At 73.7% G+C, this 15,742-nt stretch carries 13 protein-coding genes and 1 riboswitch; of the genes, 8 read left to right on the plus strand and 5 right to left on the minus strand.

Annotated features, from left to right (window positions below):
- Positions 1-50: 50 nt before the first annotated feature.
- Positions 51-144: riboswitch (TPP riboswitch) on the minus strand.
- Positions 145-198: 54 nt separating this feature from the next.
- Both QQS41_RS03170 and QQS41_RS03175 read left to right on the plus strand, forming a co-directional pair.
- Positions 199-2,334: a hypothetical protein gene (locus tag QQS41_RS03170; RefSeq protein WP_448851235.1), complete on the plus strand. Its 2,136-nt coding sequence runs from the start codon at positions 199-201 to the stop codon at positions 2,332-2,334.
- A gap of 69 nt (positions 2,335-2,403) precedes the next feature.
- Complete coding sequence (locus QQS41_RS03175) at positions 2,404-2,688, plus strand: hypothetical protein (RefSeq protein WP_448851236.1); 285 nt, start codon at positions 2,404-2,406, stop codon at positions 2,686-2,688.
- Positions 2,689-2,873: 185 nt separating this feature from the next.
- On the opposite strand, the gene QQS41_RS03180 is transcribed toward QQS41_RS03175, so the two are convergent.
- The 3 genes from QQS41_RS03180 to QQS41_RS03190 form a co-directional block, all read right to left on the minus strand.
- A complete protein-coding gene (locus tag QQS41_RS03180; protein WP_448851237.1) occupies positions 2,874-4,169 on the minus strand; it encodes an alpha-amylase family protein in 1,296 nt (431 codons plus the stop codon).
- An 11-nt stretch (positions 4,170-4,180) separates the two neighbouring features.
- The gene (locus tag QQS41_RS03185) at positions 4,181-5,788 is read right to left on the minus strand and encodes a M20 metallopeptidase family protein (protein WP_448851238.1); all 1,608 of its coding nucleotides are present in this window, start codon (positions 5,786-5,788) and stop codon (positions 4,181-4,183) included.
- Positions 5,789-5,968: 180 nt separating this feature from the next.
- The gene (locus tag QQS41_RS03190) at positions 5,969-7,291 is read right to left on the minus strand and encodes a M18 family aminopeptidase (protein ID WP_448851239.1); all 1,323 of its coding nucleotides are present in this window, start codon (positions 7,289-7,291) and stop codon (positions 5,969-5,971) included.
- 53 nt (positions 7,292-7,344) lie between these two features.
- On the opposite strand from QQS41_RS03190, the gene QQS41_RS03195 reads away from it, so the two are divergent.
- The 3 genes from QQS41_RS03195 to QQS41_RS03205 all read left to right on the plus strand — a co-directional run bounded on the left by QQS41_RS03195 (position 7,345) and on the right by QQS41_RS03205 (position 11,241).
- Entirely contained in the window at positions 7,345-8,265 is a 921-nt protein-coding gene (locus tag QQS41_RS03195; RefSeq protein ID WP_448851240.1) for a patatin-like phospholipase family protein, read from the plus strand.
- A gap of 521 nt (positions 8,266-8,786) precedes the next feature.
- Positions 8,787-10,118: an MFS transporter gene (locus QQS41_RS03200; protein ID WP_448851241.1), complete on the plus strand. Its 1,332-nt coding sequence runs from the start codon at positions 8,787-8,789 to the stop codon at positions 10,116-10,118.
- Positions 10,119-10,494: 376 nt separating this feature from the next.
- Positions 10,495-11,241 carry a hypothetical protein gene (locus QQS41_RS03205; RefSeq protein ID WP_448851242.1) on the plus strand — a complete coding sequence of 249 codons (747 nt, stop codon included), beginning with the start codon at positions 10,495-10,497 and terminating at the stop codon, positions 11,239-11,241.
- 208 nt (positions 11,242-11,449) lie between these two features.
- On the opposite strand, the gene QQS41_RS03210 is transcribed toward QQS41_RS03205, so the two are convergent.
- Positions 11,450-12,514: an HtaA protein gene (locus tag QQS41_RS03210; protein ID WP_448851243.1), complete on the minus strand. Its 1,065-nt coding sequence runs from the start codon at positions 12,512-12,514 to the stop codon at positions 11,450-11,452.
- Between the two features lie 189 nt (positions 12,515-12,703).
- Here QQS41_RS03210 and QQS41_RS03215 point away from each other — a divergent pair, with 189 nt between their 5' ends.
- The 3 genes from QQS41_RS03215 (at position 12,704) to QQS41_RS03225 (ending at position 14,295) form a co-directional block, all read left to right on the plus strand.
- A complete protein-coding gene (locus QQS41_RS03215; protein ID WP_448851244.1) occupies positions 12,704-12,907 on the plus strand; it encodes a hypothetical protein in 204 nt (67 codons plus the stop codon).
- Positions 12,908-13,092: 185 nt separating this feature from the next.
- On the plus strand, positions 13,093-13,632 hold the full coding sequence (locus QQS41_RS03220; RefSeq protein WP_448851245.1) for a DUF1877 family protein: 540 nt from the start codon (positions 13,093-13,095) through the stop codon (positions 13,630-13,632).
- Between the two features lie 159 nt (positions 13,633-13,791).
- Complete coding sequence (locus QQS41_RS03225) at positions 13,792-14,295, plus strand: SRPBCC family protein (protein ID WP_448851246.1); 504 nt, start codon at positions 13,792-13,794, stop codon at positions 14,293-14,295.
- Between the two features lie 458 nt (positions 14,296-14,753).
- Here QQS41_RS03225 and QQS41_RS03230 read toward each other — a convergent pair whose 3' ends face one another.
- Positions 14,754-15,728, minus strand: coding sequence for a bile acid:sodium symporter family protein (locus QQS41_RS03230; protein WP_448851247.1), 975 nt, complete (start codon positions 15,726-15,728; stop codon positions 14,754-14,756).
- Between the last annotated feature and the right edge of the window lie 14 nt (positions 15,729-15,742).

Genomic DNA, 15,742 nt, shown 5'->3' on the forward strand with positions numbered 1-15,742 from the left:
ACGCACGGGGCGTCTCCGGTGGGCGCCGCCGGCGGTGGTGCCGCGGCGCCCGCTCCCTTCGCCGGCATGACCCGGATCAGGTTCAACGGTCGAGGGCGATCCGCGCCCTCCTCTCAGCCCCTCGGTCCCGGGGGCTCCCGTGCGTTGTCGCCCGCGATGCTACCCCACGGCGCCCGCCCGCCCCGTACCCTGAGCCGCATGATCAAGGGTTCGACTCCGGAGGGTGCAGGGGACGCGGCGACGGCGGCCGGGGAGCGCGCCCCGGCCGCGCCCGCGGGCGACGCGGAGCGGTCGGAGGGCCGGGCATCGGGCCGGGCAACCGCCGCCGACGCCTCCGGCGCCGCCACCGGCACCCCCGAACCCGTGCCCGGCGCCCCCGCGATGGGCGCCGGCACGTGGCGCGCGCTGGTCGCCGCGGTCGTCGCCGTGCAGTTCGCCCTGCACGCGCTGGTGCTGTCGGGCCGGACGTTCTACTGGGACGACTTCATCATCGTGGGCCGCGCGGTGGACGTGCCGTGGTGGTCGCCGGACTTCTGGGCCCGCCCGCACGACGGGCACGTGGCGCCCCTGGCCTTCCTGCTGCAGGCGGCGGTGAACGAGGCGGCGCCGTGGCGGTGGTGGATCCCGGCGGCGCTGATGCTGCTGGCCCAGGTCGCGGCGACGCTGCTGCTGGCCCGGGCGGCCCGGGCGCTGGCGGGCCGCAGCTGGCCGGCGCTGGCGGCGGTGGCGTTCGCGGCGTTCACGCCGCTGACGCTGCCGGGGTCGACGTGGTGGTCGGCGGCGGTCAACGCCCTGCCGATGCACATGGCCCTGGCCGCGTGGACCGCGCTCGCCGCCCGCGCCGTCCTTGACGACGATCCCCGCGCCCGCTCGCCCCGCACCGTCGCGCTGGCGTCGCTGGGCCTGGTGGTGTCGCTCGGATTCTTCGAGAAGTCGCTGGCCGTGATGCCGCTGGCGGCGGCGCTGGTCGCGGCGGCCGCCCACGTGCGGGGCCTGCCCGCGGTGGCGGCGATGCGGCGGGCCCGCCCGCTGTGGCTGGCCGGCGGCGCCATCACCGGCATCTGGGCGGTGGTGTGGCTGGGCATCGCCTCCCGCGGCATCGCGGACACCACCGGCGGCGGGCCGCTGTCGGAGCTGTGGTGGCGCGGCCTGAAGGCCGTCTTCGCCGGCCTGGTCGGCGGGCCGTGGCGGTGGGACCGCTGGGCGCCGTCGCAGGCGTGGGCCGAGCCTCCCGTGCCGCTGGCCGTCGCCGGCGCGGTGGCGCTGCTGGGCGTCGGCGCGGCGGCGATGGTCCGCACCCGCCGCGCGTGGGCCCCGGCGCTCGTCGGCGCCGCGTACCTCGCCGTCGTGCTGGCGGCGATGACGACGGCGCGGTCCGGCGAGAACACCTCCGGCATGCTCGCCCAGACGCTGCACTACTACGGCGACGCCGCCCTGGTCCTGGCGCTCGCGGTGGCCGCCATGTTCCCCGCGGGCCCGGGCCGGCCGCTGGAAGGGGACGACGCCGTGTCGCGTGACGACGGCACCCGCCGCGGCGCCGCGGACGACGACGCCGCGGCGGGTCCCGTCGCAAAGCACATGGACGGTGACGCGGATGCGGACGGCGACGCGGACGCCCGCCCGGCGCAGCGCGCGGCCGCCGTGCTCACCCTCGGCGTCGTCGCGGCGCTGCTGGCGTCCTCGGCGTGGTCGACGTGGACCTACCGCCAGGCATGGTCCGGCGATCTCACCGCACGGTGGCTGCCGACCGTGATGGAGGAGCTGCCGAAGGCCGCGGCCGCCGACCCGGCGCCGATGCTCGACCAGCCCGTGCCGTTCGAGGTGCTGCTGCCCGTCACCAACCCGCGCAACCTCTACTCCTCCGTCTTCGACGACGTGGAGGACCGGCCGGGGTTCGCCGACGTCACCCCGCGGCCCCGCATGTTCGACGACCACGGCCGCGTCGTCGACGGCCGCGTCGCCGCGCTCACCCGCCTGGACCAGGGGCCCGTCCCGTCCTGCGGTCACGAGGTGCGCGCCGACGGCTCCGGCCGCGCCGTCGTCGATCTGCCGCTGTCGGACCTGATCTTCCTGGGCAACCACGTCATGGAGCTCAACACGCTGGCCTCCGCGCCGATGACGGTGCGGCTGACGTTCCCCAACGAGCTGTCGACGCCCGACCAGATCCAGGCCGGCGGCGCCGTCGTCGACGTGCCCGCCGAACCCCGCCAGGTGTGGGCGGCCATCGACGGCGGCGGGCGCCTGCTGCGCGTCGAGATCCTCGATGCCCCGCCCGGTGCGGTGCTGTGCCTCGGGGCGGGGGCGATCGGGCCGCTGGTTCCCGCCGAAGGCTGAGAATCCATTAGGATGATCCGGAGAAATCCCGACCAACGCCCGTGATGCCCCTCGCAAAGGAGTTCGTCCATGCGTCACCGTCTCGCCGGCCTCGCCGCCGCCACCGCCATCGCCTCCGCCGCCCTGGTGGCCTGCTCCCCGCCGAACGAGCAGCCCTCCGACATCAAGGTGACGGACCAGGAGAACCCGATCCGCACCTACGAGGCCCCGGCCGAGTCCACCGACCCGTCGGGCTCCGCCACCCCGTCCGGTGAGGTCTCCCCCTCCGGCGAGGCGACCCCGTCCGGAGCCGCGACCCCGTCGGGCGCCGAGACCGCCCCGGCCGAGGGCGGCCACGCGGGCCACTCCCACTAGGAGCCGCAGGAGCCGCAGGGCATCCAACGACGACGCCCCCGGCGCGCCAATCCCCTTTTCGGGGAGGGCGCGCCGGGGGCGTCGCGCATGCGCGGGGGCCGGCCCCGCGGACGGCGGGCGGGCCGGCGCGGCGGGCGGGTCGGCGCAGCCGGCGCACCCGCCGGGGCGGGCCCGCCGCGCGGGACCTACGCCTCCGGGAACCGCCAGATCTCCTCGCCGTGGTCGCGGATGACCGCGAAGGGGGCGTCGGCGTCGGTCATGTCCAGCTCGACGTTGAGCTGGCGGTCCTGACCCTCGTCGTCGCGCCCCTCGACGTTGTAGACCAGGCGCAGGTTCCCGATGTCGGCCACCTCGGGATTCGCGTCGCGCAGCCACGGATTGCGGCGGCGGACGCCGATGAGTCCCTGGTGGGCGCGCCCGATCCACTGGCCGACCTCGGAGAGGTCCTCCGGCGCGGCCGGGAAGACCGGGCGGATCTGGTCGTCGCCGCCGAAGTCCTCCTTCTTCACGCCGGTGTAGCCCTGCTCGTCGCCGTAGTAGACCAGCGGCACGCCGCCGACGGTCATGAGCACCGCCAGCGCCAGGATGGACTTCTCCGCGCCGACCTGGGAGGCGATGCGGGTGACGTCGTGGTTGCCGACGAAGGTGACCGGACGGAAGGCGTCGAGGAAGCCGTTGTGGCGGCCGAGGGTCCACTCCAGCTCGTAGAAGTTGCCCTCCTTCAGCGACGACCACGTCGCCTTCCACAGCTCGTACTCCGTGACGGAGTCCATGCCGGAGGTGGCGACGATGTCGGCGTAGTCGCCGTGGATGACCTCGCCGTAGATGAAGGCTTCCGGGAACTCCTCCCGCACCGCCGGCAGCACGTCGGCCCAGAACTTCGGGTCCACCGCGTAGGCGGCGTCGAGGCGCCAGCCGTCGGCGCCGCGGCGCAGCCAGTGCAGCATGACGTCGCGGACCAGGTCCTTCACCGCGTCGGAGCCGTGGTCGAGCTCCACCAGCGCGTCATGGCCCTCGAAGACGGGCAGCGTCGGCTCGTCGCCGGAGCGGTCGACGGCGAAGAGGCGCGCGGCGTCGGAGGACTCGTCGGCCAGCGCCTCCGCGACGGCGGGGTGCTCGCGGCCGACGTGGTTGAACACGCCGTCGAGCAGTACGCGGATGCCGCGATCGTGCGCGGCGGCGATGAGCCGATCGAAGGCGTCGTCGTCGCCCAGGCGGTCGTCGATGCGGAAAAAGTCGGTCGTGTCGTAGCCGTGCGTCGACGACTGGAACACCGGCCCGAGCTGCAGGACGTTCAGCCCCAGCTCCTGCACGTAGTCCAGCCAGGCGGTGAGGTGGTCCAGGCGGGCCGGGAAGTCGCCGTCGACGCGGGCGCCGTCCCCGCCGCGGTCGTGGACGGGGGCCCCGGTGAAGCCCAGCGGGTAGACGTGCCATCCGATGGTGTGGTCGGTCCACGCGGGTCCGGTGCGGCGGTCGGTCATGTCGGGGCTCCTTACTGGGCGGAGGTGTCGGTGGTGTCGGTCGTGTCCGCGGCCGCGGACGAGCCGGTCGTGCCGGCCGGTCCGGCCGCGCCCGCCTCGCCGGCGCGGGAGGCGTCGTCACGCATCGCGCGGGCGGCGCGCTTCGGCCGCACCTGCGTGCGGCGCTCGCCGGCGCGGGACTGCGGCGTGCCCGGACCCGGGTTGGGGCGCTGGGCGATGGCGCCGGCGCGGGGCTGGCGGCGGTCCGGGGAATCCGGCATCGGCCGCGGGTCCTCGTGGCCGGGCGCGAGCGCGTCGAGCGCGATCTGCACCTCGACGCGGACGCCGTTGATCATGGCGCGCTCGACGACGTCGTAGCGGCTGTTGTGCAGGAAGTACGGGTTGCCGACCTCGGGCCCGCCGCCGCCGAGGAACATGTAGCAGCCCGGGGCCTCGCGGGAGAAGTAGGCGAAGTCGTCGGACGGGGCCCACGGCTCGGCGGCGAAGACCTGGTCCTCGCCGATGGCGGTGCGGGCGGCGTGCCAGGCGCGGTCGGCGGCCAGGTCGGCGTTGACGACCATGGGGTACGGGATCTGCCAGTCGAACTGCGCGGTCGCGCCGTGGGCGGCGCAGGCGCCGTTGACCAGGGACTCGATGTGGCGGCAGATGGTCTCCCAGTCCTGCTCGTCGACGGAGCGGATGGACACCTCCATCGTCGCCTCGTCGGGGATGACGTTCGCCGCCGCGCCGGAGTGCAGGGAGCCGACGTTGACGATGTTCATGTGGTTCGGGTCGAGGTTGCGGCTGACGATGGTGTTGAGCATCAGCGTCGCCTGCGACGCCACGAGCACCGGGTCGACCGACAGCTGCGGGTTCGAGGAGTGGCCGCCGCGGCCGCGGATGGTGATGGACACGATGCCGGACATGGTGGAGACGCGGCCGCGGGTGATGCCGACGTGGCCGACGGGGTGCGGGGCGACGTGGAACGCGTACACCTCGTCGAGGTCGTCGGCGGCGCCGAGGGCGACGAGCTCGCGGGCGCCGCCCGGCAGCTGCTCCTCGGCGTGCTGGAAGATGAGGTGGACGGTGCCGTGGAGGCGGTCGCGCATGCCCTGCAGGACCTTCGCCGTGCCCAGCAGCATGGCGGTGTGCACGTCGTGGCCGCAGGCGTGCATCACGCCCTCGTTCTGCGACGCGAACGGCAGGCCCGTCTCCTCCTTCACCGGCAGGGCGTCGATGTCGGCGCGGTAGCCGATGTCGCGGCCGGTCTCCGGGTCGCCGGCGGTGCCGACGATGAGGCCGATGACGCCCGTGTCCGTCAGGCGGTGCGTGGGGATGCCCCACTCCTGCAGCAGTCCCTCGATGAAGTCCGTCGTCGCGTGCTCGCGGAAGGACAGCTCGGGGTTGCGGTGGATGTGGCGGCGCCATTCGACGATCTCGTCGAACGGCACGTCGATGGCCCGGGCCGCGTCGGCGTCGCGCCCGGCGTCCCGCCCGGCGGCCCGGGCGCGGACGGGCTCCTGCCCCGGGGCGGCGGGGGCGGTGGCGGTGCCGGCGGCATCTCCGGCCCCGTCGGCGCCGGAGGCCCCGGAGGGCGTCATGCCGTCGCGGTCGATGTCATGGGCTGGGTCATCGGTCATGGTGCCAGCATGCCGCGCCGCGGGGGCTCTTCGCCAGGAACGGGCGGATCGGCGGTGCGGGATCGGCCGCACCGCGGGGCGCGGTGTGCGCCGGGTCACGCGGGGCGGGGCGGGTGCGGGCCGCACGGGGTGCGGCATCCGCGTGACGACGCCTCCCGCCCGGGCCGCGTCGCCGCGCGCCTACCTCCAGAACTCCGCGAGGACCTCCGCCAGCAGCCACGGGTCGCGGGCGCCGGTCATCTCGCGCGGCGAGTGCATGGACAGCATGGGCGCGCCGACGTCGATGGTGCGGATGCCCAGGCGGGTGGCGGTGATGGGGCCGATGGTGGAGCCGCAGGGCTTGTGGTTGGCGGACACGAAGGTCTGGACGGGCACCCCGGCGCGTTCGGCGAGGCCGGCGACGAAGGCCTGGCCCCACGCGTCGGTGGCGTAGCGCTGGTTGGCGTTGACCTTGATGACGGGGCCGACGTTGAGCGTCGGGCGGTGGCCCGGATCGTGCTCGCCGGAGTAGTTGGGGTGCACGGCGTGGGCGCCGTCGGCGGAGACGCAGACGGAGCGGCGCAGCATGCGGTGGCGGGCCTCGCCGTCGGCGCCGGCGGAGGCGGCGATGCGGTCGAGCATGTCGGCCAGCAGGGGGCCGGCGGCGCCGGTGGGCGAGGCGGATCCGACCTCCTCGTGGTCGAAGGCGATGAGGACGGGGATGTCGCCGCCGAGGGCCGCGTCGCCCTCGGCGGCCCAGCGGGCCATGGCGTCCTCGAAGGCGACGAGGGAGGCGTGGACGGACAGGAGGTTGTCCAGGCGGCCGCAGGCGAGGAACTCGCCGGCCATGCCGAACACGCGCGGCGGCTGGGTGTCGAAGCTGATGAGGTCCCACGCGGCGACGTCGGCCTCGTCGACGCCGGCGGCCGCGGCGAGGACCTCGCGGACGTCGCCGCCGAGGCCCAGCACCGGGTGGGTGTGCTCCTGGCGGTGCAGCTTGAGGCCCTCGGAGTTGATCTCGCGGTGCAGGTGGATGGCCAGCTGCGGCACGCGCGCGATCGGCCCGGTGCGCGTGAGGTGCGTGCGGCCGTCGTGCGTCGCGACGATGCCCGCGAACTCGATCTCCCGGTCCAGCCACGCGTTGACGAGCGCGCCGCCGTAGACCTCCACCTCCGCGCGGACGTAGCCGGCGGACTCGGACTGGGGGTTGGGCTTGAGGCGGAAGCCCGGCGAGTCGGTGTGGGAGCCGGTGATGCGGAAGGCGCGGTCGCCGGCGTCGGCGGGGGCGTCGGCGGGCAGGTGCCAGGCGACGGCGGCGCCCTCGCGGACCAGGACGTAGGAGCCGGGCTCCGTCGGGAAGGGGTCGCGCTCGTCGACGCGGGTCGCGCCGGCGTCGGTGAGGCGGCGGGCGACCTCCTCCGCGGCGTGGAAGGACGACGGGGACGCCTGGACGAACTCGATGAGGTCCTGGACGTGCAGGTGGGCGGGGTCGGCGGGCTGGGCGGTGGCTGCGTCGTCGGTCATGCCCCCATTGTGGCAAAGGCCGCGGCGGCCGGGGCCGGGTACCGTCGTCCCCCATGACGGGAACGACGGATTCGACTCGGGCGGAGGAGCCCGCGCGCAACGCGGTACCGGACGTGGCGCTGGTGCTGGAGGGCGGCGGCATGCGCGCGGCCTACACGTCGGCGGTGGTGGAGGCGCTCATCCGGGAGCGCATCGACCTGGGCTGGGTCGGCGGCATCAGCGCCGGCGCGACGATGCTGACCAACTACCTCAGCCGCGATCTGCGCCGCACGCGAGGCTGCTTCGTCGAGATGTCGGCCGACAAGCGCTACGGCGGCTGGGGGACGTTCGTCCGCGGCCGCGGCTACTTCGACTCGCAGTACATCTACGAGACGGCGCCGTTGCCCGGCGAGCTCGCCCCCTACGACTACGACGCGTACCGGGCGAACCCGACGCCGGCGAAGGTCGGCGCCGTGCGCGCCGACGACGGCGAAATGGTGTGGTGGGACCGCTCCGACATGGCGGAGCTGCGCGATCTCATGGTGCGGGTGCGGGCGTCGTCGACGATGCCGGGGTTCATGGTGCCGCCGGTCATCGACGGCGTCGCCTACGTCGACGGGGCGATGGGCCCCGACGGCGGCATCCCGGTCGACGAGGCGGAGCGCGACGGCTTCGACCGCTTCCTCGTCGTCATGACGCAGCAGCGGGACTACCGGAAGCCGGAGGTGTCGCGGCCGGGCGCGCTGCGCCGGGTGTTCCGCCGCACCCCGGCCGTCGCCCAGGCGATGATCGACCGGCCCGCGAACTACAACCGGACCCGCGAGAAGCTCCTCGAGCTGGAGCGGCAGGGCCGCGCGTACCTGTTCTTCCCGGAGCACATGACGCTCACCAACCGCACCCGCGACATGGGCGCGCTGCAGGCGGCGTACGCGGCGGGCCGCGGCCAGATCGCCCGCGAGCTGCCCGCCATCCGCGAGTTCCTCGGCCTGGCGTAGCCGCCCCTCCCCCGCCCGTCCCGCGCCGCCGGCATCCCGCCGCCGGCGCGGTTCCGCATGCCCGCGTCCGGGTGCCCCATGCGCCCCCGGCGACCGGTCGCCCGCCCGGGTTCCGGCGGCCCCGCACGCACGGTTGTTCAACAATCTGAACGGTTCAGCGAAATCTTCGCGTGGCGACGGGATCCCGGCCGGGCCAGGTGACCGTCGTCACGCACCACCCCCTCCCCACCTGCGGAAATGCGCCACCGAAACCACACGCGCACCATCCGTGACTGCGCCCGTTCGGACGGTGAACGAAATTTCCCCGGGGATCGTTCCGCCCCGAAATGTTGCCGGGCCCCGATAACGGACCCGTAACATCCGCTGCGCCCGCCGGGACGCCCCACCGCGACCCGGCGCACGCCGGAGCCGACGACGCGCCCCGGCACCCGCCGCACCGCACCCGCGGAGCCGGCGGCCCGCCCCCAGGGAGGACCCGGCCATGCCGGTTCCCCTGCCCGACACACGGACACGGAGAATCCATGACCCAGACCACCACGGCCCCCGCCGCGGCCGACCCGCGCCTGCATTCGACGCGGGAGCAGAAGAAGGTCCTCACCGGCACGCTCGTCGGCACGACCATCGAGATGTACGACTTCCTCATCTACGCCCAGGCCGCCGCCCTGGTGCTCGCGCCGCTCTTCATCGAGCCGGCGTCCAAGGCGAACCCGTCGGTCGCCCTCATCCTCGCGTGGGCGTCCATCGGCGTCGCCTTCCTGTTCCGCCCGCTCGGCGCCGTCATCGGCGGCCACATCGGCGACCGCTACGGCCGCAAGATGGTGCTCGTCTTCTCCCTGCTGGGCATGGGCTCCGCCACGGCGCTCATCGGCTTCCTGCCGACCTACGCCTCCATCGGCGTCGCCGCGCCGCTGCTGCTGATGCTCCTGCGCATCATCCAGGGCCTCGCCGCCGGCGCGGAGTGGGGCGGCGCCGCCCTCATGTCCGTCGAGAACGCCCCCGACGGCAAGCGCGGCTTCTACGGCTCCTTCCCGCAGCTCGGCGTCCCGCTGGGCATGCTGCTGGCGACGTCCGCCATGCTGGTGACCACCCTGTGGGTCGGCAACGACGCCTACCTGGAGTGGGGCTGGCGCGTGCCGTTCATCTTCTCCGTCGTGCTCATCGCCATCGGCTACGTCATCCGCCGCACCGTCGACGAGTCCCCGGTCTTCCAGCAGATGAAGGCCGAGTCCAAGCACCGCACCGCCCCGCTGCCGGAGCTGTTCCGCAACCACTGGGGCCTGGTCCTCAAGGCCATCTTCATCTTCGCCGGCAACAACGCCGCCGGCTTCATGGTCATCGCGTTCTTCAGCTCCTACGCCCTCAAGACCCTGGGCATGGACCCGGTCGTCACCATGATCGCCACCATCATCGCCGGCGTCACCTGGACCCTGTTCACCCTGTGGTCCGGCGTGCTGGCCGACCGCTACGGCCGCGTCCGCGTCTTCCTCATCGGCTACGCCATCCAGATCCCGTGGCTGCTCGCCATCTGGCCGTTCATCGAGTCCGGCAACGCGGGCGTCTACACCATGGCCATCGTCGCCCTGACCCTGCCGCTGGCCCTGACCTACGGCCCGACCTCCGCGCTGTTCGCCGAGATGTTCCCGGCGGCCATCCGCTTCTCCGGCGCCTCCATCGGCTACGGCATCGGCTCCATCGTCGGCGGCGCGTTCGCCCCGATGATCGCCCAGATCCTCATCGACTCCACCGGCAAGTCCTGGACCATCGGCGTCTACCTCGCCGCCCTGAGCCTGCTGTCCATCGTCGCCCTGGTCCTGCTGCCGAAGGGCATCGAGGACCGCGACCTCCACGCCTGACACAGGCGGCGCCCCCGACCCGGGGGGTGTGCCCGGGGGCCCCTGAGCCCCCTCCCCCGACGCCCGCGCATCCGGTTCCGCCCGGTTGCGCGGGCGTCGTGCGCCGCACCCCCGTTCGAGCGTCCCCGGCCGCGGGCGGCGGACCGCGGCCACCCCCGTTCCCACCCCGCGGCGAAAAAGGCCGTGCGGCGCGTAATCACGCCCGCGACAACGGATCCGGCGGTCATTTCCCGCTCGAATCCCCTGCATATCGCCACGAAACGGATCGGCGTTAGCCTACATACGCCCCCGTAGGTTCGCGGACGCGTCCCCGATCGCCGTCCACGGAGCCCGTACCCCGGTTCACCTGCGACGAAAGGGCGGCTAGGCTGAAATCATGAAGCACCTTCCGACCGGAACAATCACCGACGTGGTCGCGGCGTACCGCGGCTGCGACGCCGATACCGCCGTCCCGGAGGGTGCCGACCCCGCATCCCTCCGACATCTGTCGTGGGACGTCTGCCGCGCGCATTTCGCGGACTCCAAGCTGAAGAGGAAGGAGTCCAAGCGCGAGCTCGACCGCCTCCACCTGGTCGCCTACCTCGCCGCCCAGGGCATGCTGCAGGGCGCGTCGGGGCTGCTGTACACCAACGTCTTCCACTACGACGCGGCGCTGGAGGCGCTGCGCGCCCACGCGGAGGACGTCGCGGACCTCAACCCGAAGAAGTACCGCAAGGCCAAGCACCGCGAGAAGCTGCTGGCCGCCCAGCGCGACGTGTCGCTGGCGCTGCTGCCGAACTCCGGCGGCATCGCGACGGCCGCGTCCAAGTCCCTCCTGGCCGTGTTCGGCTGCCTGCCGGGCTTCGACGGCGCGTTCTCCACGGCGATGCGCGACATGTCGGAGGACGTCTTCCCCGCGTCGACGTTCAACGCGCCGACCGACGAGGGCCTGGAGTTCATCGCCGAGTTCTACCTCGCCCACGCCGAGGAGATCGACGGCCTGGCGGAGCGCATCCGCGTCGTCGACGTCGCCGCCGGCGAGTACACCGACATGCCGGTCGGCCGCGCCCGCGTCATCGACATGTTCACGACGCAGTGGGCCGCGCAGCTCGCCGAGGAGCGCAAGGCCGCCCGCCGGCGCTAGCCCTCCCGTTCGCGTGACGACGGGGCCCGCGCGGCTCCGTCCGCGCCGCATGCCGCGACCCCTCCCCGATGCGTGCCGCGCGGCGGTGACGCTGCCGAACGCCGCGGCCGCTGCCCCACGACGAAACGCCCCGCACCGCGGCGCCCCGGACGGGGCGGCCGTGGGGCGGGGCGTCGTCACGCGAACAACGCGGGGGACGCGCGCGGCGTCAGCGGTTGCGGACCACCGGACCCACCGGGGCGCTGCCGGAGGCGCCCGGCTCGGCGGACTTCAGCACCGCGATCGGCATGCGGACCGTGGAGTCCGGGCCGGAGTCGTACCTGCGGGAGACCTCCGCCGTGACGACGGTGCCGCGCGGCGTCGACTCGATCCACGGGTCGCGGACCGTGACGTGCACCAGGCTGAAGCGCGCGGTGATGTCCGCCTTGCCGCGGTACTTCACGACGCCGTGGCCCGTCGCCGGGTCGATGCCATCCTCAACCAGGGAGTACGTGACGGTCGAGCCGTCCTTCAGCGCGCCCTCGTCAGCCTCGATGCCGCCGCCGGCGATGTCGGCGACCTTCTCGATGAGCCCGGCCTCGATGGCCAGGTCCGGCGACGACGCCGGCGGGGTGTTCGGGCCCGGGGCCGGATCGAACGCGATGGGGACGTAGATCTCCTCCTTCGCGTTGACGGAGCCGCCGGCGGCGTAGACGTACACGCCGTAGTTGCCGCCCGGGGTGTTCTCCGGCGGGTCGACGACGATGCGGGCGTCGAACGTGCCCTGCTCCGTCATCGGCTGCGCCGTGCGGGCCAGCGTCGCGCGCATGTTGGTGAACGTGCCGGGGACCTTCTCCAGGGTGCCGGGCGGCATGACCCACGCCATGCGGTCATGCGGGTGGGTGCGCGTCTCCGACGGGGCGTCCTCCGACGGCTTCCAGTGATCCGGGAAGGCGGAGTACATGACCCACACGCCGTTCGGCACGCCCGGGGGCACCGGCAGCGGGAAGCCGCCGCGGTTGGCGCCCGGGTCGAAGCCCGTGCCGTGGACGACGAGAACGTCGCCGCGGTGGACCGGGCCGGTGACCGGCGAGCCGTCCTCGTGGGTGACGGTGATCTGCGGGTTCTCGACGACGTCGGACTTCGGGTACAGCGGGGACTCGTCCGGGATGATCGGCGCCGCGACGGCCGGGGCGGCGGCGCCGCCGACCAGCATGGCGGCGGCCGCGGCCACGGAGGCGGACGCGGTCAGGATGCGCCGGCCGGAACGGCGCACGGGAAACTGCGAATTCATAATTCGACTATAAATTAGGCGCCCCTGACCTGAGTAGCTGTGGATTCCCGGGGCGTCTCCGATTGTGGCGCACTTCACTGGGCCGCCGTCGCGGTGGTGCGGCTCCCAGGCGCGGGCGGGCGTGATTCCCGGGACAGAACGCCCGTTTCCGTTGGAATTCCGGGCATGCGCGGACCTAGGCTCACGGCCATGCATCGACTTCCGAACACCGTCCAGCGCATCGCCCGAGGCGTCCGCGGCGCCGAGTCGGACCTCCGCATCGGCCGGGACATCGCCGACGGCCGCGGCCCCGCCGGCATCTACGGCGCCGCCCGCGGCCACGACGCCCGCGTCGCCCCCTTCCCCGCCGACGCCACCCCGCGCGAGATCCTGCACGCGGTCCGCGCGGCGTAGCGGGAGTAGGCGCCCGGGCGGCCGGGCTCGCCTGGCGGGCTCGCCCGGCGCGGCCGACGCGCACGCGCCGCCCGCCCCCGCCCGGCCGCACGCCCGCGCATCCGGGGGCTCCGCCTCCGGCGCCGCGCCCGCCGCTTTCCCTACACTGGTCCGCATCCCGCAACCGGATGAAAGGGGCACCCCGAATGGCGACCGCCACCCACGCCGAGTACCTGCGCATCAGCGCCGAGCAGGTCGAGCACCTGCGGGGCGTCGTCAGCGACGCCGGGGAGAAGGCGGCGGGCGTGCCCGCCGAGTCGGCCGCGGGCGACCACGTGATGGCCCTGCTGGCGGAGGCGGACGAGGACGGCGCCGCCGACGTCGGCGCCCTGTGGGGAGTGCTGCACTACGTGCTCACCGGCAAGCCGTTCGACGGCGCCTCCCCCGGCGACCCGCTCAGCGAGGCGGTCATGGGCTCCGAGCACGTCACCCGCAAGCCGATGGTGGCGCTGGTCGCCCCGGATCGCGTCGGCACGCTGGCGAAGGCGCTCGACGCCATCGACCTGGACGCCCGCCTCGACGCGGTCGACCCGAAGGTCGTCGCCGGCGGCGACCCGATGATCCTGAAGCTCGGCGACGACGACGGCGGCCTGCACGACGCCGTCCGCGCCGCGTGCGCCGACCTGCGCGGCTTCTACGACGATGCGGCGGCCGCCGAGTGCGGCGCCCTCGTCGTCATCGACTGACGACGCTCCCCGCCGCGGCCCGCCCCCGCCGCCCGGGCCGGGGCTCCGCCGCCGGACGGCGCCGGATTCCGTCGTCACGCGCATGCCCCGGCGCGGCCGATTCCGCTTTCCCGCCGAATGCACCCCGGGCGGCGGCGCACGCCCCTAGCATCGGCGGGCATGAGCGACGTTCCCCAGGACCTCTCCGCCGAGCTGCGGATCCCCGCCCCCGCCGACCGCGTCTGGGACGTGGTCTCCGACCTGCGCGGCATGAACCGGCGCAGCCCGCAGGTGCTGAAGACGTTCATCGTCGGCAAGCCCGGCGCCCCCGTGCGCAAGGGCTCGCTGATGGTGAACCTCAACCGCCAGGGCGCCTTCGTCTGGCCGACCACCGCGAAGGTCGTCGAGTGGCAGCCCGGCCGCGCGCTGGCGTTTCGCGTCACCGAGAACAAGTCGACGTGGCGCTACGAGCTGGAGCCGCAGGACGGCGCCGGCGAGGACGGCGCGGCAGGTTCGCCGTCGACCCTCGTGCGCGTCACCCGCACCCTGCGCGACGGCAATACCGCCGTCTCGCGTGCGCTGGTGAAGTACGTGCTCGGCCGCTCCCGCGACTTCGACGAGCGGATGGCCGAGGGCGTCGAGGCGACGCTGCAGGAGATCGCGCGCGCCGTCGCCGCGAAGTAGCGCCAAATAGAAGGTGCCGGGTCGTTTCGACCCCGTTGCATCGGCACGCCTTCCGGCCAGACCCACTTTCGGCCGTTCCGACCCCGTTCTAACTGGGTCGGAACGGCCGAAAGTGGGTCTGGCTGTCTCGTGGGGCGCCGGGAGGCGTCGTCGAGCGGGTCGAAACGACGTACATGCGCCGGCCCGCGGAGGTTCGGTGCGGCGAGAGGCGGCCTCCGGCGTCGGGCGGCGTTCCGCGGCCTTCCGCTGCGGTGCGCGGAGCCCCGCCGGCGTCCAGATGGAGCGGTTCCGGCGATCGGGACGGGTTCCGGCAGTCGGGACCCCGTTGCGACGAACCCTCCCGATGCAGATGGACCGGTTTCGGCGAACGAGACCCTGATATATCGGGGTCCCATCCGCCGAAACCGGTCCGTCTGGCGGGGGTCGCGGGGGTCGCGGGGATGAGGAGGGGCGGCGCCCTAGTCCTTCACGATGCGGCGGATGACGAACGCGAAGATGGAGCCGGCGACGTTGTGCCACACCGCGGCGATGGCGCCCGGGATGGCGGCCTCCGGGGTGAAGAACTTGCCGCCCATGCCGGAGGCGAGGCCCGCGGACTGCGTCGCCACCTCGATGGCGGTGGTGCGGCAGGCGTCGCCCGGCAGCTTGAAGACCTTCGCGGCGAGGTAGCCGAGGATGTAGCCGAACAGGTTGTGCAGCACGACCGCGGCGAAGACCAGCAGGCCGACGGACTTCAGCATCTCCGTGTTCTTCGCGACGGCGGGGAACACGACGCCGCCGATGGCGACGATGGCCAGCCACGGCAGGATCGGCAGGACCATGTCGACGAAGCGGTCGAACAGGACGCGGATGACCAGGCCGCCGATGACCGGGATGAGGACCGTCTGCGCGAGGGTCCACGCCATGCCGGCGCCGTCAACCGGGGTGTCGGCGTCGGCGAGCAGCAGCATGATGACCGGGGTGAGCAGCGGCGACAGGATCGTCGACACGGAGGTCATGGCGACGGACAGGGCGACGTCGCCCTTGGCCAGGTAGGCGACGACGTTGGAGGCGGTGCCGCCCGGCACGGAGCCGAGCATCAGCAGGCCGACGGCCAGCGCCGGGTTGAGGCCCAGCATCTTCGCGACGGCGACGGCCGCCAGCGGCATGATGACGTACTGCGCGACGACGCCGATGGCGATGGGCCACGGGCGGCGGGCGACCTCCTTGACGTCGGGCAGCGTCAGGGTGAGGCCCATGCAGAACATGATGATCGCCAGCATCGGCGTGATGTAGTTGCCGATGGGCAGGAAGGGCTCCGGCACGAGGAACGCGATGATCGCGCCGATGAGGATGAAGGCGGGGAACGCGATGACGGCGATGGCCGCTGACTTCTCCTCCTTGACCTCCGCGTCGTGATGCGCCGCGGGGTCCGAATGCAGGGTCGTGCTCATGGGAGCCTCCCGTT

It is taken from the genome of Corynebacterium sp. 335C, from assembly GCF_053525695.1.